Genomic DNA, 24,661 nt, shown 5'->3' with positions numbered 1-24,661 from the left:
AAGCAGAATCCCCGCCCGTCGAGACCCAGGTGCTCGGGAAACGGGTGAAAGTCCCGTACTGCCCCCGCAACGGTAATCGCGCCACATCGGAAATCGTCGCTGCCAGCCGCATGCGACCGCCACTGCTCTTTCGTCAGTTCGAGTGGGAAGGCGTTTCCGCCCGGTGTCGGATCTTCTCCGCCGCCAGCGCGTCAGTCCGGAGACCGGCCTGGTTCTCAGCACTGGCTGATGCGGAGGGCTTCGCCAGTGGCGACCGTTGCATTCACGTCGTCCAGGCGACGCGGCGGCGTCACCTCTTGTCCTCCTCATCGCGTAACTCGTTTCTTACGCTGATGAGGCGTTTTTATATGTTGCATAAAAAGAATCTGCTGTGGCTGGCCCTCGTAATGGCGGGCAGCGCACAGGCGCAGGGCGATCAACGACTATCCGATCTCCAGGTCACCGCTAACCGGCTTCCCCAGTCGCAGAGCGATGTTCTGGCCAGCACCACCGTCATCGACCGCGATGATATCGAGCGCAGTCAGGCTGGCTCGATCATCGACTTGCTGCAAGGCCGTGCGGGCCTCGAAATCGCCCAGAATGGCCCCCCAGGAACGCTCTCCAGCCTGTTCATGCGCGGCACCGAATCCGACCATAGCCTGGTGCTGGTCGACGGCGTGCGCATCAACTCGGCCACCAGTGGCGGCGCCAGCCTGGAAATGCTGCCGCTCGAGGCCATCGAGCGTATCGAAATCGTCCGCGGGCCGCGGGCCGCCGCCTATGGTGCCGACGCCATCGGCGGCGTCATCCAGGTCTTCACCCGGCGTGGCACAGCCTCCGGCACGCAAGGCGGGCTCAAGGCGAGCACGGGCAGCGACAGCACCCAACGCCAGAGCGCCTGGGTCGCCACCGGCGATGACGACACTCGGCTGAACGCCTCGCTCTTCCACCGCGACGGCGATGGCTTCAATGCCACCCAGGCGGACGACAGCGGCGAGCGTGACGGCTTCGAGCGCGAAGGTGCCCAGTTGGGGCTCTCACATCGAATCAACGATGACGTCGAGGTGAGCGTCAACGCGCTGCGGCAGAACTTCGAAGGCGAATACGACAATTGTGGCTTCGGCTATTCACCTGGCTGCGAGGACATGCAAACCAAAGGCTATCTGCAGTCCTTTAGCGGCCAGCTCGATGTCCAGCTCCAGCCGGACTGGCAGATGCTGATCACCGCCGGTCATTTCGATGAACAGCGTGAGGAGCGTGACGAAGGCACTAGGACGACTCTAAGCGAATCGCATCGCAATGAGGCAGGCATTCAACACCGCTTTACTCGTGACAATGGCATCGATGTCATTGGTGTCGACTACCGTCAAGACAAGATCGATTATCAGGATGAAGTCGGCGGGAATAGCTATGAAAAAGATAGCCGGGAGAATTACGGACTCTACGGCATGATGCAGCGCACTTATGGCGCCCACGAGCTTTCCGGTTCCTTGCGCTACGACGATGACTCCCTGTTCGGCGATAAGACTACCGGCAGCTTGGGATATGCTTATCAACTAAGTACCAGCCAACGCATAGGTATTTCCTACAGTACGGCTTACAAAGCCCCGAGCTTACAAGAACTTTATGGACCCGAAAGCTGGGGCGCCAATCCGAACCTCAAGGCGGAAGAGTCTAAGAATATCGAGGCATTTTGGGCATTTGATCAAGGGCCTTGGCGCTCACGAGTCACTGTCTTCCAGAACCGTATTGATAACTTGATCACGACCGTCGGCCAATATCCGCACTCTATCTATCGCAACGTCGACGAAGCCCGCATCCGCGGAGTGGAGCTCAGCGGCGGCTGGCAAGCCGGCGGATTGGTACTCAGCGCCAGCCTCACTCACCAGAACCCCGAGGACCGGCAAACCGGAGAGCGCTTGCAGCGTCGTGCCCGTACCTTCGGTCGCCTGGACGCTGACTACGCCCTGGCTGATTGGTCGTTCGGTGCTACCCTGCGCGCGGCGGGCGATCGTCGCGATACCGACTTCGTCACCTATGGCGACACCACCACCGCCGGCTACGGCGTGGTCGATCTACGTACCAGCTGGCAGGTCACGTCGATGGTCGAGCTGTCGGCCAAGGTCGAGAACGCCTTCGACAAGGAATACCAATTGGTCGACGGCTACAACACCCAGGATCGCTACTTGGAAGGCGGTGTGACGCTGCGCTTCTGATTCGTCCTTCCTACGCTGCACACCGCATGGCGCCCTGCCCCTTTATGGGGGTGGGGCGTTATGCTATTCGCCCCTTCCCCTTCCGGAGAACGCCCATGGCACTCAGCAAGACGCAAAGCAGTTTCTATCGCCGGCTATATGTTGCGCACCTCATCGACAACGGGACGGCTAGCGTGCCCGCACTGATCGAAGCCACCGGCATGCCGCGCCGCACCGCCCAAGATACCGTCAATGCCCTGATCGAGCTGGATATTCACTGCGAATTCGAACAGCAGGCCGGTGCCCGGCATCATATCGGACGCTACGTCATCCGCGACTGGGGGCCCATCGACCCGACGTGGGTCGCCGCGCATGCGGCGCGTTTGCGCGATGCCCTGGGCTATCCGCCGGGCTGACACCACGCCGGCCGGTTTGAACCCACCTAAATGACGCCTATACTGTTCATATATACAGTCAAGGTATTGCATGATGACGACGCCCAGAGATCGCTCACAGGCCCGCAAGGGACGAGGCGCGACCTTCGACCCCCACAATCGGTTTGCACCCACGGTCAGTGAAGCCGTCGACGATGGCTGGTGGCAGGAAGAAGCGCCCGCACGGCTGGCAACGCAAGTACGTGACGAGCCCGCCAAGAGTGCGCTGTCCTGGAACCACTCGCCGGATCTGTCCTTCGACCGCTCGTTGAACCCTTACCGAGGTTGCGAACACGGCTGCATCTACTGTTACGCACGTCCCAGCCACGCCTACTGGGACATGTCGCCGGGGCTCGACTTCGAAACCAAGCTGATCGCCCGCACCGGCATGGTCGAGCGACTGCGCGATGAACTCGACAAACCCGGCTATGTCTGTCGGCCGATCAACCTGTCGGGCAACACCGATTGCTATCAGCCGCTGGAAGCGGAGCGCGGCACGACGCGAGCCCTGCTGGAATTGCTGCTGGATACCCGCCACCCTGTCACGCTGGTCACCAAGAGCGCCTTGATCCTGCGCGACAAGGCCTTGCTCGCCGAGATGGCCGAGCACCGCCTGGTGCGTGTCTTCGTCAGCCTGACCAGCCTCGATGATGACCTCAAACGCACGCTGGAGCCACGCACGGCGGCGCCGCGCACGCGCCTCAAGGTCATCCGCGAACTCAGCGAGGCGGGCATCCCCGTGGGCACCTTGATTTCGCCGGTGATTCCAGGGCTGACCGATCATGAACTCGAGTCCCTACTGGAAGCCGGCCACGACGCCGGCGCGCGCACCGCCGCCTGGATGCTGCTGCGCCTGCCGCATGAGGTCGCGCCGCTGTTCGAGACCTGGCTCAACGAGCACTACCCGCTGCGCGCCGACAAGGTCATGAGCCTGATCCGCCAGTGCCGTGGCGGTGAGGATTACGATGCCCGCTTCGGCCATCGCATGCGCGGCGAAGGCGTGTTCGCGAAACTTCTAGCGCAACGTTTCCGCACCACCTGCCGGCGCCTAGGCATCGGCGATCGTGCCGAGATGGGACTCGACACCCATGCATTTCGCGCCCCGCATGCCCAGGGTGATCTCTTCGACTGAGGCGACCGCCCGCCTCGAATCACGTCGTTCAAGCTCCCCCGTGGAAGACCATCGCCACCCCAGCGCCGTACAACAACACCAGCGCCACGCTCTCGAAGCCGATGCGTCCCGGACCGTGTTTCTCGCGACGCACCAGACCCAGCAGCAATACCGCCGTCATCAACACCGACAGCGCGATCCACAGCAATGTCTGATCGGAAACGGCGTGATAGATCGAACCGTCGCGATAGGCGATATCCGAGGCAGCAGCGAACAAGGTGTCGAAGGCGTTACCGCCGATGATCCCGCCCACGGCCAAGGTCAGCGCACCACGACGCACGGCGGCCACGGCGGTCACCAGCTCAGGCAAGGAGGTCGCTACCGAGGTCAACAATATGCCCACGGCGGTCTGGCTCATGCCCGTTTCCGTCGCCAGCGTCGTCGCCGCTTTCTCCATCACCCAGCCGGATACGCCCAACAACAAGGCCAGCGCGGCGAACGCGCACCACAGCCGCGTCAAGGAATGGCGCTGGGCTTCGTCATCCGGGGCATCCTCGCGGGTCTCACGCGTGCGTCGCGGCATCCACATCGGCTGGCTACGCACTTCATCGATGATGCGCAACCCATACACGTAGCCCAGAAACAGAAGCGGCGTGACCGGGTGAATACCCCACAACGTCCACTCCGGCGAATAACGCGCCACCAGCAACATGCCTAGCAGGCACATTAACAACGTGCCCTGCGCCAGATTGCCGATGGAAGCCGCCGCATGCTCGAGATTGACGCGTCGCAGCGCCACATCGGCAACGGTGAGAAATAGTGTCTGTGCAGCGATCCCGCCTACGGCGTTGCTCATCGCCAGTTCGGGCTGGCCCTTCCAGGCCGCTGTCACCGACAACACGATGCCGGATAGCGAGGTCGCCATACCCATCAGCACCGCCCCGGCAATGGCTTCACCCATGCCGGTACGGTCGGCCAGCGTGTCCACCACACCGGTCAGGCGCGTCCCGACCACACCGATGACCAGTGCACATCCGGCGAATAGCGCCACACTCAGCATCAAACTCATACCACTCATCCTTGAGAAATTTGCGCCCTACCCTAGAGAAGCACCGCCCGGGTTGCGAGCCTGGTTGTCAACGTTGTGGGTGACATGCCACCACGACGGCAATAACGCCTGAATGCGGGGCTCGGCGAAGCGATCGTCGATCAGATGAATCGTGCCCCGGTCCTCGCGGGAGCGAATGACGCGCCCAGCAGCCTGAATCACCTTCTGTACCCCGGGATAGACGTAAGCATAGTCGTAGCCGGCACCGAACATCGCCTGTAGATAGCGTCGACGCTGCTCGTTGACCGGATTGACCTGCGGCAGCCCCAAGGTGGCGATGAAGGCACCGATCAGTCGATCACCCGGAAGATCGATGCCCTCGCCGAAGGCACCGCCGAGTACCGCGAACCCGACCCCGCAGCCGTCCGGCGTGAAACGCGCCAGGAAATCCGCCCGTGCCGTTTCGTCCATGCCCCGCGCCTGTTGCCATTGCGGCACATCGGGATGCGTCTCGCGCAAACGCGCGGCCACATCTTCCAGATAGGCGAAGCTGCTGAAGAAGGCCAGATAATTGCCCGGCCGACGCGTATAGGTCGTGGCGATCAAGTCGGCGATAGGTGCCAACGATGCCTCGCGGTCGCGAAAGCGCGTAGAAATGTGCTGCGCGATATGCACGCTGAGCTGTTCCTTGGCAAAGGGCGACGCCACGTCCAGCCACACACTGTCCTCGGGCAACCCCAACAGATCGCGCTGATAACGCTCGGGCGTCAGGGTGGCCGAAAACAACACACTGGCATGTGCGGCCTGGAAACGCGGGGTCAGCAATGGCGCCGGCACGATGTTGCGCAGACTCAGGCGCGCATGGCGCATGCCGCGGTGGCCCGCCCGCATGGCGATGTCGCAAACGAAATGACGATCGAACAGTTCGGCGATGCGCACCGTCTTCAAGGCATCGAAATAAAAACGCTGCAAGGCCGGTGACAAAGTATAAGGCGGCTCGGCCGCCACTTGCCCGATCGTCCCCACCAGGCGCTGCAACGCGGCCAACCACGCCTCAGGGACGCGTTCGAGCGCGGTATGCTCATTGACACACTCACGGCCCAGCGAATTCCACTCGCGATTGAGCTGCTTGAGTGCGGCGCTGACGCCGGCGGGTTTCTCGCGTATCAGGGCGCGCAAATCGCCTTGATCGAGGCTCGCGCTGTACATGTCACGCGCGCGTTCGACCAGATTGTGTGCCTCATCGACCAGCACGCCCAGGCGCCAATCGTTGGACTGAGCCAACAGATGCAACAAGCCGCCACTGGCGAAGTAGTAATGATAATCACCGACCGTGACATCGCTCCAGCGCGCCATTTCCTGGCCCAGGTAATACGGGCAGACGTCATGCGCCAAGGCGGTATCGCGCAAATGCGCGCGATCCCAGTCGCCATCGGCGATCAGTGCGCGCCGTGCGTCAGGCAGCTTATCGAAAAAGCCCGCCGCCAACGGGCAGGACTCCCCATGGCAGGCAAGGTCGGGATGCTCACAGGCCTTGTCGCGCGCGGTCAGCTCCAGCACGCGCAGCGGCGTCGTTTCCACCACGGGTTTCAGCGCATCCAGCGCCAGCTGGCGTCCGGGAGTCTTGGCAGCGAGATAGCACAGGCCATCGAGGCGTTGCGTGGGCATCGCCTTGAGCATCGGAAAGAGTGTGCCCAGAGTCTTGCCGGTGCCCGTCGGCGCCTGGGCCAGCAGCGCGCGCCCGGTACTGGCCGCCTTGTAGACGTTTTCCGCCAGCATGCGCTGCTCGCCCTGCCAGCTCGCATGCGGAAAACGCAGCGCCTCGAGGGCGCTATCGCGTGCCCCACGGTGCGCCGTTTCCTGCAACGCCCAATCGAGGAAAGCGGCGCACTGCGCCTCGAAGAAATGACGCAAGGTTTCACGGCCCACGCGTTCGACGAGCGGTGTCTCGACCTGGCGGGCGATATCGAAATACACCAGCGCCAGCTCGAGTTCGTCGAGGCCCCGCGCCTCGCACAGCAACCAGCCGTAAAGACGCAACTGAGCCCAATGCAGATGACGATGGTTCTCCGGTTGACGCGTCAGATCACCGCGATGGGTCTTGATCTCTTCCAGGCGTCCACGTTGCGGATCGAAACCGTCCGCACGCCCACGCACTCGCAAGCCTTGCCCGGCAGCGCTCCAATAGACACCGCTCAAGGCGACTTCGCATTGGTAATGGGAGGCGCGACGCGAGGCCACTCGAGCATGCCCTTCCATGCCCTCTTCAGCGCTGGGCGATGGCGTGAAACGCAAGTCGAGATCGCCCTGTTTAGCGGTGAAATCACACAGGGTGCGCACCGCCACCGTATAATCCACTGCCTCGCTCATGACGCCCACGTCACGTGGCAGACATCGAGAGGCATACCGTGCCGCGCGCAGAACGCCAACCACCGGCGTTGGTTGTCCTGCAGCCGATCGCCCGGCCCTTTGACCTCGATCATCCGGTAGTCGCCCTGCTCGGGGCGAAACTGGATCAGATCCGGCATTCCCGCCCGGTTGGCACGCACATCGCGCAGCAGACGCTCGAACCACAGCCGCAGATGCGCCGCCGGCAGGCACGCCAGCGCCATTTCCAGCAGCGCTTCATCGAGCGCCTCCCACTGCACGAAAGCAGATTCTAGCCCATGCTTGGCGTGATAAGTGCGGCGGATCACGGCGCGATAGCCATGCTCGCCCTCGGGCACCTCGAGCCGCGCCAGGCATCGGGTGAAGAGCGTCTCGCGACGCGATGCGAACTCGGGGCGCAACAGATCCGCAGGAGCACGCTGGAACGGATGAAAGAAGGCGCCGGCAAGCGGAGCGAACACCGCCTCCCAGCACAACAGGCCGAATAGCGCATTGATCAACGCGTTCTCGACGTAGTACACCGGCATCGACTCGCACGACAGATGCTCCACCACGGCGCGTTCTACCGAGGCCGTACGTGGTAACGTCATCTCCAGGCGCGCCGGCACCGGCTCCTCGGTCACGGACGGCGGCGCAAGTGCAAGGCGCCGATGCAGGCGCGGCAAGAGGCGATCCAACTGCTGGCGTTCGGTCTCGCTTTCCGGCGCCGCTGCGGCGGCGTTTGCCAGTTCCAGGGCCTCGGCATGGCAGGCTTGACGTTCCAACATGCGCAGGCGACGCCCGCGTGCACCGGGGTGAACACTCTGGGCGTAGAGGCCTTCCGCCGCCGCCAACTCGCCTTCACGCTCACGCGCCCGAGCCAGCAGAAACAACAGCTTGCCGCGCCGGTTTTCCAGCCATGGATTGTCATCCGCCGCCGGCACGTCATGGAGTATGTCGGCAATCGGCTCGCCAGCCTCCAGGCGCTCGCGACAGGCATGCAGGTGTGCGTAGGTGTGGATGTCCTCGCGGCGTTGAAAGGCCCGCGAAGCCGGGCTCAGCGGCACTCGCTCGAAGCGGCGCACGCCAAGGTCGGCAAGCACGAACTCGCTCCAGTCCTGATGCAGGTTGCCGAAGAACATCAAGCGTAGCCGATCGCACAGCGCCATACGCGTCATGCGCACCACGTTGAAGGAAATCTCGGGGCACCACACCGTCAACGGATACTCGCCAAGATCGGCCTCGGCGAGCACCTCGAGCATGTCCGCCTTGCGCGCGCCACGCGTGAGGCCGTGATCGCGCAACAGCCCGTTCAGGTGGCGACCGATTTCCGCCTTGGTCAACAAAAGCCACAACGCCGACACTGACAGCGGCGGATCATCTTGCACCCACCCCCGTTCGATCAACGGCGCCACGGCCGTGGCCGGCATCCCGATTTCCGCATAACCAAGCCGGTCGTCACGGAAGGTATCGCCTTTGCGCATGACCATACGCACCCACAGCGCCTGCGCAGGCTCGGGCAAGGTTTCAAAGCGGGTGAGGAAGTCGCGCTCGTCGTCATCGAACAAATCCACGTAGCACGCCTCGATCCAGCGCAAGGCGCTGCGGAAGTTATGCAGGTAATAAAGCGGATCGTCGAGGGACGCGGGTCGCGGCGGGAGCGGCGTAGCGTTCATGAGTGCATGATAGCAACCGCGTCTTGGCGACCCAAGCAGAGCGCGCCTTGCCTGGCGATATGTTGGCACGCGACATTGCGCCACCCCGCCACCAGGCCCTGCTTTGTTATACTCCCAAGACGCACTCAACCGACGAAAGAGCTCGCCGTGAAAGACGTTTCCTCCTCGCGCGACGCGACACCGCGCCGTGCCAACAAGCTGGGCTGCCTGGGCCTGATCGTCGGCGCCATTGCCTTCATCGTGGCGGTGTACGCCATCATCATCTATTTCATCAGCCAGGGCGCGACCCCGGAAGACGAAGCCGGCGAAGAACGCGGCATCGCGCAGTGCTGGCAGTCGATGGCGGCGCCGGAGATGACCGATCGACAACGACGCACCACCGAAGATCGCTGTCAGGAGATGACCGAGCAGTTCGAGCTCAAGTACGGTCATCCGCCCTCGGTGACTCAGCCGCCATCGTCGTAGCCCCGGCAACGCGTCGCCGTGCGCGACTCGAGGCGCCATTGCGCACCGACCAACGCATGACCGGCACCAGGCGATGCACACCCGCCCGCACGGTATGACGCTGCCAGCGCGGCATATCGCGATGAGCCATCTCGGCCGCCCAGAGCGGCAACAAGTCGACACCGGCGCGCATCGCCAGTGCCACCAGCGGCCGCGCCAACGGGTGTGGGGGCGGCGCTCCGATCAGCAATCTAAAGACCTCGGCGGTGCGTACGTCGAAGCGTAACTGCGGGCGCATCGCCTCGAGATAGGCATCGGTATCACCGCGCGTGCGTGGTACATCACGTGCACCCAACGCTTCAGCGATACGCGCCACTTCGGCATAGTAACGGTCCTGGTCGGCAACGCTCAGGTCAGGGTTGCGATAGCGCAGATGCGCGGCGAGAAAACGACTGACCTCGGCGACATGCACCCACGTCAGCAAATCCGGATCGTTGGCGGTATAGGGACGACCATCAGGCGCAACGCCTGCGACCTCGTCGTGAATGCGCCGTACCCGGTCGATGAGACGCTCGGCGTCCGCCGTGGAGGCGAACGTGGTAGCGGCGATGAACTGACTAGTGCGGCGCAACCGGCCGAGCATGTCGTCGCGAAAGTTGGAATGATCCCACACGCCGGCCAGCGCCAGCGGATGCAGCATCTGCAACATCAGCGAGCTGATGCCGCCGCACAGCATCGAGGTGAAATCGCTATGCACCCGCCAGCACACACTCTGCGGCCCGAACAGACCAGGATCGCCCGGCGGCTGTTCATAATCGATACCCCCCAGCGCCATGCCGGTCACGCCCATGATCTGGTTTTCGATCCGCTGTCTTATTGCTTCCAACGCGCCCTCCCGATCACCCTGGCGGCCTCCTTGTCATCCTACTCTCTCGCAACAACCTCAGCACCCTGCCATGCCGAGGCTAACCAGATACCTGTTTCGCAACGCATGGAAAACCGGCGCCTCGAGCAACTACTGTATAGTGTTGAATAACGCATATTGGCGATGCCCAGCTATTGCTGGCGAACCGCCAACCCTTGGTGGCGACTGTCACATCATTGACACGCAAACGTCACACCTCGCTGCCAAGGTGCCCCACGCGCCACTTGCCGGGAGACGTCTCGATGAAAATGCTAGCCATTTACAGTATCAAGGGTGGCGTGGGCAAGACTGCCTCCGCCGTCAACCTGGCCGCCCTGGCGAGCCAAGCCGGCTATCGCGTGTTGCTCTGGGATCTCGACCCGCAAGCGGCCACGACCTTCTATCTACGCGTCAAGCCCAAGGTGCGGGGCGGCGTGGACAAGTTGGTGAAAGGCAAGGCGTCCTTCGACAAGGTCATTCGTACCAGCGAGATCCCCGATCTCGACCTGCTGCCGGCGTCTTTCGGCTCGCGGGAGCTGGACCACCTGCTTGAAGGCCGCAAGCTCAGCCGGCTGCGCAAGATACTCAAACCGGTACACGACGATTACGACCTGGTGATACTCGACTGCCCACCGAGCATTTCCACGCTCTCCGAGCATGTTTTCTCGAGCGTCGATGCCCTGTTGGTACCCACCGTACCGACGACGCTCTCGCTGCGCACCCTGGAGCAACTACGCGAGCATCTCGACGAGGCCGATCATGCCTGCCCCGTGTGGCCTTTTTTCACGCTCGCCGACCGACGCAAGAAACTACATCTCGAGGTCATGGCCACGCTGAATCAGGATTGGCCCTTGATGATGACGACGACCATTCCCTACGCCAGCGCCGTCGAGCGCATGGGACTCGAACGCGCCCCCGTCACGCAATTCGCACGCTCGTCCCCTGCGGCGCGTGCCTATCGTAGCCTGTGGCAAGAACTCGAACAGCGTCTGTAAATCACGCATGTCTGCAACGTTGTGGTGCAGTCCCTCATCGCGTTACGTTGCTTCTTTTACCCGGAAATATTTCATGACCGACCGTCAGTCCCGCCATCGCAACGCCATGCGCAACCTCAAGTCGCATGTCGACGAGAAAGTCGCCGCCGCCACTGAGCAGCGTGGTCTGCTGCTCGTTTTCACCGGCAACGGCAAAGGCAAGACCACCGCCGCCTGGGGCACTGTCACCCGCACCCTGGGCTACGGCTACCGTGCCGGCGTGGTGCAGTTCATCAAGGGCATGTGGGAGTGCGGTGAACGCGAACGCCTCGCAGACGACGCCAACTTGAGCGTGCATATCATGGCCACCGGTTTTACCTGGGAGACTCAGAATCGTGAGTCGGACACCCAGGCCTGTCAGGCCGTATGGGCGGATGCAGAGCGCCTGCTGAGCGACCCTGAGGTCTATCTCGTGGTGCTCGACGAAATCACCTACATGCTCAAGTTCGGCTATCTCGATATCGCCACGGTCCGCGAAGCGCTCGCCAACCGGCCCGCCGAGCAGACGGTGATCGTCACCGGGCGCAATGCTCATCGTGAACTGCTCGACATGGCCGATACCGTCACCGAGATGCAGGAAGTGCGGCACGCTTTCAATGCCGGACTCCAGGCACGCCGCGGCATCGATTATTGAGTGTCTCGCTCAAGGCGATTGGGACGCCCGCTCGAGGGCCTGGCAGACCTGTTCGATGCCCTCGACGAGGCGTGGACCAGGACGGCTGATGGGATCGGGGTCGAGGGTGTATAGGTGGCCATCGCGCACCGCCGGCAACCAGTCTTGGCCTTGCCAAGCGCGCTGCCAATCATCGCTGGGTGCGGCCGACAGAATCACCTCGGGACGCGCCTCGATCAGCGCCTCGCGCCCGATCTCGGGCACCAGCACCGAGCGATCGGCGAACAACGGTTTCCCCCCGCAATGACGGATCGCCTGGGTGATGATATGCCCATCGCCCAGCGTGGTCAGCGGGTTGTGCCCCAACTGATAGAACACACGCGGCGTCTCGCGCAGCGTTTGACGCGACGCGGAGAGGCGTGACTCAAATGCTCCAGCCGCGCGCCCCGCCGCCTCCGAGTGCCCTGTCAGACGGCCCAGGTCACGCAGATCGTCCGCCACATCGTCGAGCCGGCGCGGTTCACTTTCGTAGACCGGTACGTCCAGCGCCTTGAGACGCTCCACCACGCTGCGCGGTGTTCCGCTACGCCAGGTCACGACGAGATCCGGCTCGCGGGCCATGATGGCCTCCAGCGCGATGCCTCGATAACTGCCCACACGAGATACCTGCTTGGCCGCCTCGGGGTAATCGCTGCCCTGCAACACCCCCACCAGCCGTTCGCCGGCCTCCACCGCATAGAGCATTTCCACGATATGCGGCGCCAGCGCCACGACGCGCTCGGCGGGGGCGTCGAGTGTGACCGTGTTGCCGGCATCGTCGGTCACTTCGAGCGCCGCCAGTGCCGTGCTTGGCGATAACAGCGCGGCTATCGTCAATAGATATGCAAGAAACAAGCAAATACGGCGCAACCTCACGACTCCCATAGCCACTTTCGGGCACGCAGGATAGCATGCTCGCATGAGTCGCTCGCCTTTGGCGGCGGCTCAGTTTCTCAATACCCACAGGAGATTTGCATGATGCGCAAGGATATTCGCCTTCCATTCATGGCGACGGCGCTGCTCGGCGCGTTGCTGGTGGCCGTGCCTCAAGCCCAGGCCAAGCCTGGCCCCAAGACGTCGCATGAACTTCACGTACAGGCACAGTCGAGTCTCGACGTGGCGCCGGACATGGCGCGACTCAACGCACGCTTGTGGGAGCGCACCCCCGCCGTGGCTAGAAGCGAGGAGGCCAGTGACACCCAGGCCCTCGGCGATGCGCGCGAGCAGCTCGAGTCGCGTACCGGAGAGCTAGTCCGCGCCCTGGAAGACGCCGGCGTGGAGAGTCGCGACATTCAAGCCGGCTCGCTCAATGTTCGCCCCGAGATCATCTCGCGCTCACGGCAGGACGATGACGCGGAAGATCAAGTACGGACTCAGGTCGAGCGTCCCGTCAGTGTCACGATCCGCGATCTCGAGCGTCTACCGCGTATTCTCGATGCGCTGACCGCCGCTGGCGTGGATGCACTGGATGGCGTCGAATACGATCTAAAGGACCGCGACGCAGCCACCGACAAGGCGCTTTCAAAAGCCCTCGAGCGCGCCAGACACAAGGCACAGCTGATGGCCGACACGCTCGAAGTCAAGCTCGGCGATGTGATCAATGTCGAGGAAACGCAGTCCCCCACCTACACGCCGCGTACCATGATGATGCGCGCCGAGTCTGCCGACGCCAAATCGACCACGGAATACCGCGCCGGGGAAATCGCCATCGACGCCGGTGTCAACGTCACCTGGGAAATCGCGGACTGACGCCTCACGCTGGCAATCTACTCACTTCTCACAACGACGATGCCCGGCCAACAAGGCCGGGCATCGTCATCGTACGGCAACAATCTGGCAATTGAGCAGCAATCAGCCGGTGAACTGACGCCGCACGCGCGGGCTCAGCATTTCGCCGAGCACGGTGATCACCACCAGAGCCGCGAGGAACCACACCCACTGGCTGCCAATGTCGATGGTCATCACGCCCAACGCGTCGATGAAGATCAGCACGATCCCCAGCGGACTGACGTAGCGCACCATCAACAGCCATAAGGCATGCTGCCACCTGGAGAGGCGCAGCTCGTCGCGAAAGATCTCGTCGCGCAGCAGGAAGCCCGCCATCAGGCAGAGGCCCAAGCCACCCAGCGGCATCATCCACCGCGAGGTCAGGTAATCAAGCCAATCGAAGAAGTTCTTACCGGCGAGCGTCCAATCGGCGCCCAGGTTGAACGACAGCATGGCTAATGTGCTCAGCAACCAGAGCACGATGCCACTGCTCCAGGCCGCCGCCTTGCGACTCATGCCCTTGCGCTCGGTCAGCCAAGCCACAGTGGCTTCGATCATCGACACCGCCGAGGTCAGCGCCGCAACGCTGAGCATCACGAAGAAGATTACCTGCAGCACGCTTCCCATCGGCATCTGCTGGAAGGCCAGGGGCAGACTCATGAAGATCAACCCCGGGCCGCTGGCCGGATCCATACCATTAGCGAAAATCGCCGGAAAGATCGCCAGCCCCGCCATCAATGCAATCAGCGTGTCGCAGATCGCCACGGTGAAGGTGGTGCGCGCGATGGACTTGCTGTCAGGCAGGTAGGCGCCGTAAGCCATGATCGCCCCGGCCGACAGCGACAACGTAAAGAACGCATGCCCCATCGCCGCCAGCAGGCCCGCACTCGACAGCTTGCCGACCTCAAAGGAGAACAGGAACGTCACCGCTTCGCCAAAGCCGCCCGAAAACATGGCGTAGACGATCATCACCAACAACAGCAGCACCATCCCCGGCATCATCCACCGCATGCTGCGCTCGATGCCCTCTTGCACCCCCTTGCCGACGATGCACATGGTCACCACCGTCACCAGGGTACTCCACGCGCCCAGGCTCAACGGATTGGCGTTGTTGGCCCCAAAGATGGCCGCCATGTCGTCGACACTACCGCCTTGCAAGCCACCACTGAGCGCCTTCCACAGATAGGCCAGCGACCACCCTGCGACGACCACGTAGAACGACAGAATCATGAAGCCGGCGAGCATCGACATCCAGCCGAAGCCGGACCAAATCTTGCCGCGCCCGGATTCCTGCGCCACGCGCTTGACCGCATCGATGGGACTGCCGCGACCGCGCCGCCCGAAGGCGATCTCGGTCATCATCGCGGGAATGCCAATGCACAGAATGCAAGCCAGGTACACGAGTACGAAGGCGCCGCCGCCGTACTCCCCGGTCATGTAGGGGAACTTCCAGATATTGCCCAGGCCCACCGCCGAGCCCGTCGCCGCCAGCACGAAGCCCCAGCGGCCGATCCAAAGATTTTTGGGTTGCTGTCTTGCCGTCATGGTTCACCTGAAGGGTTATTGTTGTGGTTCATGCAGCGCGGCGCGAGCACTTGCCACCGCGAGATTCTACCGTTTTCCGTTGGCATTTCGCGAACCGCGCGCCATACCATTATTGCGTGCGCTGGAGCCTGGCCCCGGCATATGCGAAGCTGCCACGAAATGCCGCCTGCGTGTGGCAGTAAGGGCGACAAGCCAAGGAGGCCGCATGTCTCGCCAATTCGCCATCCTCGGACTCGGCTATTTCGGTAGCACGGTCGCGCGCGAACTCAAGCGCCATAATAATCAACTGCTTGGCGTCGACCGCGACGAGGCCCGTGTCGATGCCATGGCCGAGCATCTCGATCACGCCGTGATCGCCGATGTCACCGACGAGAAATCCCTCGCCGAGCTTTCCCTCGAGAATTACGACGCCGTGATCATCGACGTCGACGGCAACCTAGAGGCCAGCGTGATCTGCACAGTGCACGCCAAGGAACTCGGAGCACGCGAAATCTGGGCCAAGGCGCATTCCGACGCTCATCACAAACTACTCGACCGCCTCGGCGCAGACCATATCGTCTACCCCGAATACGATAGCGGCATCCGCGTCGCCGAAAGCCTCAATTATCATGCCATGGTCGATTTCATTCGTCTCGGCGAACGCGAATTCATCGTCGAAATCGAAACCACCGAGCGCCTCACCGAGCGGTGCGAGACTGTCGCCAACCTGGGGATCGATGAACGCGCGCTCCAGCTAGTGGCTATCAAGCGAGGCGACGATGTGATCCGTGCACCCGGACACGACATCGCCCTCGTCTGCGGCGATCACCTCGTGTTGATGGGCGATCTCGCCGCCCTACGCGAGCTTGGCAACAAATTATGATGGGCGTACCGTCACAGCGTGCCTGGGCGTTCGGCAACCGAGGAGAACGCTGAGCATGCATCTCTGGAAGCGTCTGACGCGTCCGTTCCGGCATGCGCCACACGGGCGCGTCCTACGGCTTTCCCCGCCGGAATCCCTGCTGCTGGGTTTTACCCTATTGTGCCTGCTGGGAAGCGGCTTGTTGATGCTACCCGGTGCCGCGACCCAGCCGCTTGCCTGGCATCAGGCGCTGTTCACGGCGACCTCTGCGATCACCGTCACTGGCTTGGCGGTCATGGATACCAGCAGTTTCACCGCCTTGGGTCAGGCCATCCTACTGGTGCTGATCCAGATCGGCGGGCTCGGCTTCATGACCTTCGGCGCCTTGACGCTGCTCCTGCTCGGTGCACGCCTCCCCTTGCAGCAGCAAACACTGGTGCGCGAAGCACTCGGCGAAACCTCCTTCGGCGCGCTCTCGCAACTGGTACGCATGGTGGTCACCTTTGCCCTGGTGGTCGAGGCGCTGGGCACCGCGTTGTTGGCACTGCATTGGGTGCCGGAGCTGGGCTGGTCACGAGGGCTATGGGCAAGCCTGTTTCATGCCGTATCCGCGTTCAACAACGCCGGCTTCTCACTGTGGCCCGATAGCCTGATGCGTGACGCCGGCAACTCTCTGGTAACGCTTGTCGTAAGCGGGCTGTTCATCGTCGGCGGACTGGGTTTCGTGGTCATCAGCGATGTGCGTGAGAAGCGTCGGTGGGGCCGCTTTTCGATGCAAACCAAGGTGGTGCTTTGCGCCACTCTGGCCGTCAACCTCGTCGCCATGCTGGCACTGGGGTGCCTCGAGTGGCATAACCCCGCCACGCTGGGTGGGCTTGAAAGTCTCGGCGACAAGCTTCAAGCCGCCTGGTTTCAGGCCGTAACACCGCGCACGGCAGGTTTCAACAGCGTGGATACCGCCGCCATGACCGATGCCTCGTCGCTGCTCACCATGCTTTTGATGTTCATCGGCGGCGGCGCGAGCTCCACTGCCAGCGGGATCAAGCTCACCACCTTCATCGTCCTCATCCTGGTGGCCCGCGCCTTCCTGCGCGGCACGCAACCCGCGGCCTTCGGGCGCTCGATCTCTCAGCAGACCGTAATGAAGGCCATCGCCGTGGCACTCGCCGGGGTCGCGCTGGTGTTCGTGACGCTGCTGGTGCTTACCATCACCGATAGCCGCCAGACATTTCTCGATCTGGCCTTCGAGAGCGTCTCGGCGTTCGGCACCGTGGGACTGTCACGTGGCATCACCGAGGAGCTCTCAAGCCCCGGACAATGGATGCTGATCCTGACCATGCTGCTGGGGCGTGTCGGGCCGCTGTCGTTGGGCTACTTCCTCGCCACGCGGCGCACAGGTGGCATGCGCTATGCCGAGGGTCATATCCAGATCGGCTGATAAGGGGAGAAGTCGTCAACGCGGACGTTTGCAACATTTCGATAATTATTTAAATATAGAATCATCGCGATCCACTCACCCGCTTCGGACATAGCATGCTACTCGCTCTTCCCCTCTTCATCGTCACGCTCGTCCTGGTCATCTGGCAGCCACGCGGTCTGGGCATTGGTTGGAGCGCAAGCGCCGGCGCCTTGGTCGCCCTGCTCACCGGCGTCATCCACCTCGAGGATATTCCCGCTGTCTGGAGCATCGTCTGGAACGCGACGTTTACCTTCATCGCCATCATCATCACCAGCCTGCTCCTCGACGAAGCCGGTTTCTTCGAGTGGGCGGCACTGCACATCGGGCGCTGGGGCAACGGCCGAGGTGCTCGTCTATTCGCTCTGGTGATCCTGCTCGGCGCTCTGGTGGCGGCGGTCTTCGCCAATGACGGTGCCGCCCTGATTCTCACTCCCATCGTCTTCGAAATGCTCATCGCCCTGGGCTTCAGCGCCGGTGCGACACTGGCCTTCGTCATGGCAGCCGGATTCATCGCTGATACCGCCAGTCTGCCGCTGGTAGTCTCCAATCTGGTCAATATCGTCTCAGCGGACTATTTCGAGATCGGCTTCGGCGAATACGCCAAGGTGATGGTGGTGGTCAACGTCGTCTCGGTCCTGGCATCGCTTGGCATGCTGTACCTGTTCTTCCGCCGTGCCATCCCCGACTCCTATGCACTCGACGAGCTGCGCACGCCCCGCGATGCGATCCGCGATCCGGCGGTGTTCAAGGCCGGCTGGTGGGTGCTGGGGCTCTTGCTGATCGGCTTTTTCGTCGCCGAACCGCTAGGCGTACCGGTCTGCGTGATCGCCGCTCTTGGCGCGCTGATCCTCTTCGTCATCGCCCAGCGCGGCCGGCACATTCGCACCCGTAAGGTGCTCCGCGAGGCACCCTGGAACATCGTGGTGTTCTCGCTGGGCATGTACCTGGTGGTGTATGGCCTGCGCAACGCCGGGCTTACCGACATGATCGCCGGCGGTCTGGAATGGCTGGGTGGGCATGGCCCGTGGATCGCCACGCTGGGCACCGGCTTCATCGCCGCCGGGCTTTCCTCGGTGATGAACAACATGCCCACCGTGCTGGTGGTCGCCTTGTCGATCGACGCCAGCGACGTCACCGATCTGACCCAGCGAGCGATGGTCTATGCCAACGTCATCGGTAGCGATCTGGGACCCAAGATCACGCCCATCGGCAGCCTCGCCACCTTGCTGTGGCTGCACGTATTGTCGCGCAAGGGCATGACCATCAGTTGGGGCTACTATTTCCGCGTAGGCATCGTGCTCACCGTTCCCGTGCTGACGGTCACCTTGCTGGCGCTGGCCGCCTGGCTACAGTTGCTCGATATATGAAGCAGCAAGCCCAGGATCAGCATCGCCCCGCATCATCCGGCAGACGGCAACGCTCGGGCTGGTCATCGCAGCAATGCGCTGTCAGATAATCCACCAGGCCACGCATTTGCGAAAAATCGGCGCGGTAATGCACATGCCGGCCATGTGCTTCGCCATGCACCAAACCGGCGTGCGTGAGCTCCTTGAGGTGGAAGGAAAGCGTCGAGGGCGAGACCCCAAGCGCCTCGGCGATATCGCCGGCGAAGGCGCCATCGGGGCCGACCCCCACCAGGTGCCGAAAAACCGCCAGTCGCGTGCGCTGCGCCAGCGCCGACAAGGCCTTGAGAGCGTCATTCGTTTCCATATTTGCACAACGATAGAAGTTACGTTTGCCCGACTATCCCACACAGGAGTCGCTCATGCACGATCTACCCAACCTCGACGCGACATGCTTCGCCGTGCCCTCCGCCGAGGACCTGCTGGCGCCACGCCCCAGCGAGCATCCGCCGCGCATCCTGCTGCTGTATGGCTCGCTGCGCGAACGTTCGTTCAGCCGCCTGGCCAGCGAGGAAGCCGCTCGCCTGCTCACGGCCATGGGCGCCGAGACACGGCTTTTCGATCCGCGTGGCCTGCCCTTGCCGGACAGCGAGGAGGCCTCGCACCCCAAGGTGCAGGAACTACGTGAACTGGCCCAATGGGCGGAAGGCATGGTGTGGTGCTCTCCGGAACGCCACGGCGCGATGAGCGGCATCATGAAGGCACAGATCGACTGGATTCCTCTGGCGCTGGGTGGCGTGCGCCCGACGCAGGGCAAGACGCTGGCGGTCATGCAGGTGTCCGGCGGGTCGCAATCCTTCAATACGGTCAACCAGCTACGTATTCTCGGCCGCTGGATGCGCATGCTGACCATCCCCAATCAGTCATCGGTGCCCAAGGCGTTCCTGGAATTCGACGACGATGACCGCATGCAAGCCTCACCGCTCTACGACCGCATCGTCGATGTCATGGAAGAGTTGATGAAGTTCACGCTGCTGACACGCGATCGTAGCGAACTGCTCACCGACCGCTACTCGGAGCGCAAGGAAAGTGCCGAGGAGGTATCTCGACGCGTCAATCAACGCGGCATGTAGCCCGGCACGTTCATCGAAATGACATGGATCTCGGGCATATTCGTCTGGGCATATATCCAACGAGGCTGACCCATGAGCAAAAAACGCGTTCTCTTTCTCTGCAACGCCAACTCGGCCCGCTCGTTGATGGCTGAGGCCCTGCTGCGTCACATGGCCGGAAAGCGCTTCGAGGCCTACAGCGCCGGCGTCGAACCCGACGCGCCACAGCAAGCGGCCTTGCAAGCGCTCGAAGAGCTGGGCATCGACACCTCAGGCCTGGCCAGCGAATCGCTGGATGCCTACGCCGGCGAGCATTTCGACAGCGTGATCATCCTCTGCGAAAAAGCCCAGCAGCGTTGCCGCGACTGGCAAGGCAACACCGACGAACTGCTGTTCTGGGACATCCTCGATCCGCGCCTCAATGCGCGTGACGGCGCCTATACACAAACTCTCGAGGAAATCCGCGGGCGCTTGCGGCTATGGTTGAACGTCCAGTCTCGGGAGGCTTGAACCATGACCACGGCAGCGCTGACTCCGGCAGCTTTGCATCGCTGCCTCGCCGACGAGACCCGCTTGACGCTTATCCTGCTGCTTGGTACCGAGTCCGAGCTCTGCGTCTGTGAACTGACCGAGGCCCTGGCCGCTCCGCAACCCAGGATATCGCGCCATCTGGCACACCTGCGTCGAGCCGGCCTGCTGCATGGTCGCCGTCAGGGCGCCTGGATCTACTATCGCCTGAACCCGGCACTGCCCGATTGGATACACCCTATCCTCGAGGCCTCACGGGACGCCGCGCCGGCGGCCTTCGTCGCGGCCCGACAACGACTCATCGACGCCGGCACCGCCAGCCGACGCCAAGCGGCATGCCACGCCGAGTCCACATCGGCCCTCTTTTCCTCCACCTCAGGAGATATCGCATGACATTACGCATCGGCATCAACGGCTTCGGACGCATAGGCCGCCTTGCCCTGCGCGTTCTGTGGGCATCGCGCGCGACGCAGGCCCTGGAGGTCGTCCGCATCAACGACCCCGGTGGTGACGCGGCGACCTTCGCTCATCTGCTGGAATTCGATTCGGTACACGGCCACTGGTCCCCCGGCGCGGGCATTCGCGCCGAGACGGATTGGCTCATCATCGATGACACCTCGATCGTCTTCAGTACCCATCGCGATCTCGCCAACAGCGACTGGTCTCAGTGCGACGTGGTGATCGAAGCCTCGGGCGCCATGACCACGGCGGCCAAGCTGCAGCCCTATCTCGATCAAGGCGTGCCACGCGTCGTAGTCTCCGCACCGGTCAAGGACCCCGAAGTGCTCAACGTGGTGATGGGCGTCAACGATGGCGATTTCGTCCCCGAGCGACACCGCATCGTCACCGCGGCCAGTTGCACTACCAACTGCCTGGCGCCGGTAGTCAAAGTCATTCACGAGACCTTCGGCATCCGCCATGGCTCGATGACCACGGTGCACGACATCACCAACACCCAGACGATCCTCGACGCCCCACACAAGGACCTTCGCCGTGCTCGGGCCTGCGGCATGAGCCTGATCCCCACCACGACGGGCTCGGCCAAGGCGATCACGGCTATCTTTCCCGAGCTGGAAGGCAAGCTCAACGGCCACGCCGTGCGCGTGCCGCTGGCCAACGCCTCGCTCACCGACATGGTCTTCGAGTTGGAAAGCGAGGTCACCGTAGAAGAGATCAATGGCGCGCTCGAAGCCGCCGCCAAAGGCGAACTGGCCGGCATTCTGGGCTACGAAAAGCGCCCGCTGGTTTCCATCGACTATCGCACCGATCCGCGCAGCGCGATCATAGATGCCCCATCGACGATGGTGATCAACGAGACGCAGGTAAAACTCTATGCGTGGTACGACAATGAGTGGGGCTATGCCAATCGCACGGTGGAGCTAGCCTTGAAAGTCGGCAACGCCCGGGAAACAGCACGATGACGACCCTGGAACGCCTGCGCGCCCTGCCCTTCGAAATACGCCAGTACCTGCTGGTCACGGGCAATTATTGGGCCTTCACGCTGACCGACGGCGCCTTGCGCATGCTGGTGGTGCTGCATTTCCATCAGCTTGGCTATTCGCCGCTGGAAATCGCCCTGCTATTCCTGTTCTACGAGGCCTTCGGCGTGGTCACCAACTTCGTCGGTGGCTGGCTCGGCGCTCGCCTGGGACTCAACCGCACCATGAACCTCGGTCTGGGGCTGCAGTTGGTCGCCTTGGGCATGCTGCTGGTACCGACCTCAGCCTTGACGGTGCCCTGGGTCATGGCTGCCCAGGCGCTCTCGGGGGTCGCCAAGGATCTCAACAAGATGAGCGCCAAGAGTGCGGTCAAGGTGCTGGTGCCCAAGGACAGCACCAACGCCCAGGGCGCGCTGTATCGCTGGGTGGCCATACTCACGGGTTCCAAGAATGCCCTCAAGGGTGCCGGCTTCTTCGCCGGCGGCTTGTTGCTGACATTGATCGGTTTCCAGGGCGCGATACTCGCCATGTGGCTGATGCTGGCCGTGGTGCTGGGGCTTTCGCTATGGCGCTTGCGTGCCGACCTCGGCCGTACCAAGGCCAAGCCCAAGTTCGGCGAGATTTTCTCCACGTCGCGCGCGGTCAATGTCCTCGCGGCAGCACGCCTGTGCCTGTTTGCCTCTCGCGATATCTGGTTCGTGGTGGCCTTGCCGGTGTTTCTCTACGATCAGCACGGTTGGAACTTCTGGAGCGTCGGTATTCTGATGGCTGTCTGGGTGATCGGCTACGGCGGGGTTCAGACCCAGGCCCCACGCATCACACGATACCTGCATGGCGATACGCGCAGTATCACCGTCATCTTGGCCGTGGCACTCGCCCTGCTTCCCGCCCTGCTCGCCTTCACGCCGCTGGCGACCACCGTCACCTGGCTGGTCACCGGACTTCTCGCGTTCGGCGTGCTCTTCGCCATCAACTCGAGCTGGCACAGCTACTTGATCGTGCGCTTCGCACGCGCCGAGGGCGTCTCCATGGACGTGGGCTTCTACTACATGGCCAATGCCATGGGGAGGCTCATCGGTACCATACTTTCCGGCTGGGTCTATCAGGCCTATGGCTTGGCGCCCTGCCTGGCACTGTCCGCAGCACTGGTCGCCGCCAGCGCCGTCATGGCGATGGGCTTGCCTCGCCAGACGCAATGAGGGTGCTGCATACACACATGGTGATTGTCTGCCGTCGTCCCCTAGCAACGCGGCAGATACCTTCCCTATAGTTTTTTACGTCATGCACAATCTATAAAAACTATTAACTCGGTAGCGTGCAAACGGTGTCAATGCCGTATAATGTTCGACTAGCCTAAGAGCAGAGCGAAAAAGCCAAAATAAGCTTCCACTCCCACTGGAGGCATGAGCAAGAGGAAACATTGCAGTGAATGCTCCACTCAAGGAAACCAGCACTACCTCCAAAGCCATCGAGCAGCACAAGAGCTATCGTTTCGTCACCGATCTCTTGGCACGCGCCGACATCCAGATCAACGGGACGCGCCCGTGGGACATGCAGGTCCATTCTTCGGATGTCTTCGACCGTGCGCTCGCCGAAGGCAATCTCGGGCTCGGCGAAGCCTACATGGCCGGTCACTGGGACGCCAAACGCCTCGACGAATTCTTCTTTCGGCTGCTACGCGCCGATATCGACAAAGCCGTGCAGCCTTCGAAGCTGGTCTTTCACGCCCTGCGGGCCAAGCTCACGAACCTGCAGAGCGTCAAGCGCGCCTGGAAAGTCGGCGAAGCGCATTACGATCTGGGCAACGACTTCTACGCCACCATGCTCGATAAGCGCATGACCTATACTTGCGGCTACTGGCACGACGCCGAGACCCTGGATGCTGCGCAAGAGGCCAAGCTCGACCTGATCTGTCGCAAGCTGGATCTCAAGCCCGGCATGCGCATTCTCGACATCGGTTGCGGCTGGGGCAGCTTCATGGCCTACGCCGCCGAGCACTATGGCGTGGAGTGCGTCGGCCTCACCATCTCGCGCGAGCAGGCCGACTACGGGAAGTCCTTGATGAAGAAGGGGCTTCCCGTGGAATTTCGGCTTCAAGACTATCGCGAGATAGACGAGCAGTTCGACGCCATCATCAGTATCGGCATGTTCGAGCACGTGGGCCGCAAGAACCACCGCGAGTACATGGAAGTCGCTCATCGTTGCCTTAAGGATGACGGTCTCTTTCTTTTGCACACCATCGGCAAAAACGTCCGTGAAAGCACACCGGACCCGTGGATCGACAAGTACATCTTCCCCAACGGAGACCTGCCCTCCATCGGCCAGATCGGCGACGCGGCCGGCGGGCTGTTCGTCACCGAAGACCTGCACAACTTCGGTGCCGACTACGACAAGACGCTGATGGCCTGGTGGGAAAACTTCGAGCACCACTGGCCCCAGTTCCAGGGCCGCTACGGCGATGAATTCTACCGCATGTGGCGCTACTACCTGTTGTCTTGCGCGGCGGCCTTCCGTGCTCGCGATATCCAGTTATGGCAGTGGGTGCTCGCCAAACCGGGTATCGTCGGTGGCTATCAACGCATCACGTCGTAATCCCATGCACCGGATAAGGAAGCGAAACGGGGCATCGCTGTCATCTTGTTGCATAACGCTTGGGGCATCTTGGCCTATATGCTGCTTTCAGGCATCGTGACCGGGATGCAGGAACCTACGGTCACCAGCCTGTTGGGCGGCTGCGTTCGATCTTCGTGGCGGGTATGGTGTTCTGGTCAGGCCAAGCGCCT

23 protein-coding genes and 1 riboswitch are annotated in these 24,661 nt (G+C 62.5%); of the genes, 16 read left to right on the top strand and 7 right to left on the bottom strand.

Going from position 1 to position 24,661, the window contains the following annotated elements:
* Positions 1-10 precede the first annotated feature (10 nt).
* A riboswitch (cobalamin riboswitch) is annotated at positions 11-226 on the top strand.
* Positions 227-347: 121 nt separating this feature from the next.
* The 3 genes from SR908_RS14860 (at position 348) to SR908_RS14850 (ending at position 3,740) form a co-directional block, all read left to right on the top strand.
* Positions 348-2,195, top strand: a complete 1,848-nt coding sequence (locus SR908_RS14860) for a TonB-dependent receptor domain-containing protein (protein WP_246921304.1) — start codon at positions 348-350, stop codon at positions 2,193-2,195.
* 95 nt (positions 2,196-2,290) lie between these two features.
* Entirely contained in the window at positions 2,291-2,590 is a 300-nt protein-coding gene (locus tag SR908_RS14855) for a winged helix-turn-helix domain-containing protein (protein WP_097023182.1), read from the top strand.
* A 73-nt stretch (positions 2,591-2,663) separates the two neighbouring features.
* A complete protein-coding gene (locus SR908_RS14850; RefSeq protein ID WP_246921306.1) occupies positions 2,664-3,740 on the top strand; it encodes a PA0069 family radical SAM protein in 1,077 nt (358 codons plus the stop codon).
* 28 nt (positions 3,741-3,768) lie between these two features.
* On the opposite strand, the gene SR908_RS14845 is transcribed toward SR908_RS14850, so the two are convergent.
* From SR908_RS14845 to SR908_RS14835, 3 genes are read right to left on the bottom strand one after another with little or no spacing between them, the layout of a single operon-like run.
* Entirely contained in the window at positions 3,769-4,788 is a 1,020-nt protein-coding gene (locus SR908_RS14845; RefSeq protein ID WP_246921309.1) for a sodium:calcium antiporter, read from the bottom strand.
* Positions 4,789-4,815: 27 nt separating this feature from the next.
* On the bottom strand, positions 4,816-7,137 hold the full coding sequence (locus SR908_RS14840) for a helicase C-terminal domain-containing protein (RefSeq protein ID WP_246921312.1): 2,322 nt from the start codon (positions 7,135-7,137) through the stop codon (positions 4,816-4,818).
* Positions 7,134-8,810, bottom strand: coding sequence for a VRR-NUC domain-containing protein (locus tag SR908_RS14835; RefSeq protein ID WP_246921314.1), 1,677 nt, complete (start codon positions 8,808-8,810; stop codon positions 7,134-7,136). Before SR908_RS14835 ends, SR908_RS14840 begins: the two co-directional genes overlap by 4 nt.
* A 147-nt stretch (positions 8,811-8,957) precedes the next feature.
* Here SR908_RS14835 and SR908_RS14830 point away from each other — a divergent pair, with 147 nt between their 5' ends.
* Positions 8,958-9,275, top strand: a complete 318-nt coding sequence (locus tag SR908_RS14830; RefSeq protein WP_246921316.1) for a hypothetical protein — start codon at positions 8,958-8,960, stop codon at positions 9,273-9,275.
* Here the strand turns inward: SR908_RS14830 and SR908_RS14825 are convergent.
* Positions 9,229-10,140: an oxygenase MpaB family protein gene (locus SR908_RS14825; RefSeq protein WP_246921318.1), complete on the bottom strand. Its 912-nt coding sequence runs from the start codon at positions 10,138-10,140 to the stop codon at positions 9,229-9,231. The two genes, SR908_RS14830 and SR908_RS14825, sit on opposite strands and share 47 nt — an antisense overlap.
* Positions 10,141-10,421: 281 nt before the next feature.
* Between SR908_RS14825 and SR908_RS14820 the strand changes: the two genes are divergently transcribed.
* On the top strand, positions 10,422-11,153 hold the full coding sequence (locus tag SR908_RS14820) for a ParA family protein (RefSeq protein ID WP_246921320.1): 732 nt from the start codon (positions 10,422-10,424) through the stop codon (positions 11,151-11,153).
* A gap of 73 nt (positions 11,154-11,226) precedes the next feature.
* Positions 11,227-11,826, top strand: coding sequence for a cob(I)yrinic acid a,c-diamide adenosyltransferase (gene cobO / locus SR908_RS14815; protein ID WP_097023174.1), 600 nt, complete (start codon positions 11,227-11,229; stop codon positions 11,824-11,826).
* A 9-nt stretch (positions 11,827-11,835) separates the two neighbouring features.
* Here cobO and SR908_RS14810 read toward each other — a convergent pair whose 3' ends face one another.
* The gene (locus SR908_RS14810) at positions 11,836-12,714 is read right to left on the bottom strand and encodes a cobalamin-binding protein (protein ID WP_246921322.1); all 879 of its coding nucleotides are present in this window, start codon (positions 12,712-12,714) and stop codon (positions 11,836-11,838) included.
* 105 nt (positions 12,715-12,819) lie between these two features.
* Here SR908_RS14810 and SR908_RS14805 point away from each other — a divergent pair, with 105 nt between their 5' ends.
* Positions 12,820-13,593: an SIMPL domain-containing protein gene (locus tag SR908_RS14805; RefSeq protein ID WP_246921324.1), complete on the top strand. Its 774-nt coding sequence runs from the start codon at positions 12,820-12,822 to the stop codon at positions 13,591-13,593.
* A gap of 102 nt (positions 13,594-13,695) precedes the next feature.
* On the opposite strand, the gene SR908_RS14800 is transcribed toward SR908_RS14805, so the two are convergent.
* Complete coding sequence (locus SR908_RS14800; RefSeq protein WP_246921326.1) at positions 13,696-15,156, bottom strand: sodium-dependent transporter; 1,461 nt, start codon at positions 15,154-15,156, stop codon at positions 13,696-13,698.
* A gap of 205 nt (positions 15,157-15,361) precedes the next feature.
* On the opposite strand from SR908_RS14800, the gene SR908_RS14795 reads away from it, so the two are divergent.
* The 3 genes from SR908_RS14795 (at position 15,362) to SR908_RS14785 (ending at position 18,823) form a co-directional block, all read left to right on the top strand.
* Positions 15,362-16,018 carry a potassium channel family protein gene (locus SR908_RS14795; RefSeq protein ID WP_179703065.1) on the top strand — a complete coding sequence of 219 codons (657 nt, stop codon included), beginning with the start codon at positions 15,362-15,364 and terminating at the stop codon, positions 16,016-16,018.
* Positions 16,019-16,073: 55 nt separating this feature from the next.
* Positions 16,074-17,435, top strand: a complete 1,362-nt coding sequence (locus tag SR908_RS14790; protein WP_246921329.1) for a TrkH family potassium uptake protein — start codon at positions 16,074-16,076, stop codon at positions 17,433-17,435.
* A gap of 95 nt (positions 17,436-17,530) precedes the next feature.
* The gene (locus SR908_RS14785; RefSeq protein WP_246921332.1) at positions 17,531-18,823 is read left to right on the top strand and encodes an arsenic transporter; all 1,293 of its coding nucleotides are present in this window, start codon (positions 17,531-17,533) and stop codon (positions 18,821-18,823) included.
* A 16-nt stretch (positions 18,824-18,839) separates the two neighbouring features.
* Here the strand turns inward: SR908_RS14785 and SR908_RS14780 are convergent, their stop codons facing one another.
* Positions 18,840-19,166: an ArsR/SmtB family transcription factor gene (locus tag SR908_RS14780; protein WP_246921334.1), complete on the bottom strand. Its 327-nt coding sequence runs from the start codon at positions 19,164-19,166 to the stop codon at positions 18,840-18,842.
* A gap of 55 nt (positions 19,167-19,221) precedes the next feature.
* On the opposite strand from SR908_RS14780, the gene arsH reads away from it, so the two are divergent.
* The 6 genes from arsH (at position 19,222) to cfa (ending at position 24,470) form a co-directional block, all read left to right on the top strand.
* A complete protein-coding gene (arsH, locus tag SR908_RS14775) occupies positions 19,222-19,932 on the top strand; it encodes an arsenical resistance protein ArsH (protein ID WP_246921336.1) in 711 nt (236 codons plus the stop codon).
* A gap of 72 nt (positions 19,933-20,004) precedes the next feature.
* Positions 20,005-20,421, top strand: a complete 417-nt coding sequence (locus SR908_RS14770; RefSeq protein ID WP_246921338.1) for an arsenate reductase ArsC — start codon at positions 20,005-20,007, stop codon at positions 20,419-20,421.
* Positions 20,422-20,424: 3 nt separating this feature from the next.
* Positions 20,425-20,832 (top strand): metalloregulator ArsR/SmtB family transcription factor, encoded by a 408-nt coding sequence (locus SR908_RS14765; RefSeq protein WP_246921340.1) that lies wholly within the window; start codon positions 20,425-20,427, stop codon positions 20,830-20,832.
* Positions 20,829-21,860, top strand: coding sequence for an ArsJ-associated glyceraldehyde-3-phosphate dehydrogenase (locus SR908_RS14760; protein ID WP_246921342.1), 1,032 nt, complete (start codon positions 20,829-20,831; stop codon positions 21,858-21,860). Before SR908_RS14765 ends, SR908_RS14760 begins: the two co-directional genes overlap by 4 nt.
* Positions 21,857-23,077 (top strand): organoarsenical effux MFS transporter ArsJ, encoded by a 1,221-nt coding sequence (gene arsJ / locus SR908_RS14755; RefSeq protein ID WP_246921344.1) that lies wholly within the window; start codon positions 21,857-21,859, stop codon positions 23,075-23,077. Before SR908_RS14760 ends, arsJ begins: the two co-directional genes overlap by 4 nt.
* Before the next feature lie 226 nt (positions 23,078-23,303).
* The gene (gene cfa, locus SR908_RS14750) at positions 23,304-24,470 is read left to right on the top strand and encodes a cyclopropane fatty acyl phospholipid synthase (protein WP_246921346.1); all 1,167 of its coding nucleotides are present in this window, start codon (positions 23,304-23,306) and stop codon (positions 24,468-24,470) included.
* Positions 24,471-24,661 lie beyond the last annotated feature (191 nt).

Origin of the sequence: Chromohalobacter canadensis (assembly GCF_034479555.1) — a bacterium.
In the GTDB taxonomy this organism is placed as follows: Bacteria; Pseudomonadota; Gammaproteobacteria; order Pseudomonadales; family Halomonadaceae; genus Chromohalobacter; species Chromohalobacter canadensis.
Note: the sequence above shows the minus strand (reverse complement) of the source record. Positions and strands in the feature narration are given on the sequence as shown.

What these genes read in the sequence shown, in the direction of transcription:
- SR908_RS14860 (WP_246921304.1), top strand. Translation starts at nt 348, where the DNA reads ATGTTGCATAAAAAGAATCTGCTGTGGCTGGCCCTCGTAATGGCGGGC.
- SR908_RS14855 (WP_097023182.1), top strand. Translation starts at nt 2,291, where the DNA reads ATGGCACTCAGCAAGACGCAAAGCAGTTTCTATCGCCGGCTATATGTT.
- SR908_RS14850 (WP_246921306.1), top strand. Translation starts at nt 2,664, where the DNA reads ATGACGACGCCCAGAGATCGCTCACAGGCCCGCAAGGGACGAGGCGCG.
- SR908_RS14845 (WP_246921309.1), bottom strand. Translation starts at nt 4,788, where the DNA reads ATGAGTTTGATGCTGAGTGTGGCGCTATTCGCCGGATGTGCACTGGTC.
- SR908_RS14840 (WP_246921312.1), bottom strand. Translation starts at nt 7,137, where the DNA reads ATGAGCGAGGCAGTGGATTATACGGTGGCGGTGCGCACCCTGTGTGAT.
- SR908_RS14835 (WP_246921314.1), bottom strand. Translation starts at nt 8,810, where the DNA reads ATGAACGCTACGCCGCTCCCGCCGCGACCCGCGTCCCTCGACGATCCG.
- SR908_RS14820 (WP_246921320.1), top strand. Translation starts at nt 10,422, where the DNA reads ATGAAAATGCTAGCCATTTACAGTATCAAGGGTGGCGTGGGCAAGACT.
- cobO (WP_097023174.1), top strand. Translation starts at nt 11,227, where the DNA reads ATGACCGACCGTCAGTCCCGCCATCGCAACGCCATGCGCAACCTCAAG.
- SR908_RS14805 (WP_246921324.1), top strand. Translation starts at nt 12,820, where the DNA reads ATGATGCGCAAGGATATTCGCCTTCCATTCATGGCGACGGCGCTGCTC.
- SR908_RS14800 (WP_246921326.1), bottom strand. Translation starts at nt 15,156, where the DNA reads ATGACGGCAAGACAGCAACCCAAAAATCTTTGGATCGGCCGCTGGGGC.
- SR908_RS14795 (WP_179703065.1), top strand. Translation starts at nt 15,362, where the DNA reads ATGTCTCGCCAATTCGCCATCCTCGGACTCGGCTATTTCGGTAGCACG.
- SR908_RS14790 (WP_246921329.1), top strand. Translation starts at nt 16,074, where the DNA reads ATGCATCTCTGGAAGCGTCTGACGCGTCCGTTCCGGCATGCGCCACAC.
- SR908_RS14785 (WP_246921332.1), top strand. Translation starts at nt 17,531, where the DNA reads ATGCTACTCGCTCTTCCCCTCTTCATCGTCACGCTCGTCCTGGTCATC.
- SR908_RS14780 (WP_246921334.1), bottom strand. Translation starts at nt 19,166, where the DNA reads ATGGAAACGAATGACGCTCTCAAGGCCTTGTCGGCGCTGGCGCAGCGC.
- arsH (WP_246921336.1), top strand. Translation starts at nt 19,222, where the DNA reads ATGCACGATCTACCCAACCTCGACGCGACATGCTTCGCCGTGCCCTCC.
- SR908_RS14770 (WP_246921338.1), top strand. Translation starts at nt 20,005, where the DNA reads ATGAGCAAAAAACGCGTTCTCTTTCTCTGCAACGCCAACTCGGCCCGC.
- SR908_RS14765 (WP_246921340.1), top strand. Translation starts at nt 20,425, where the DNA reads ATGACCACGGCAGCGCTGACTCCGGCAGCTTTGCATCGCTGCCTCGCC.
- SR908_RS14760 (WP_246921342.1), top strand. Translation starts at nt 20,829, where the DNA reads ATGACATTACGCATCGGCATCAACGGCTTCGGACGCATAGGCCGCCTT.
- arsJ (WP_246921344.1), top strand. Translation starts at nt 21,857, where the DNA reads ATGACGACCCTGGAACGCCTGCGCGCCCTGCCCTTCGAAATACGCCAG.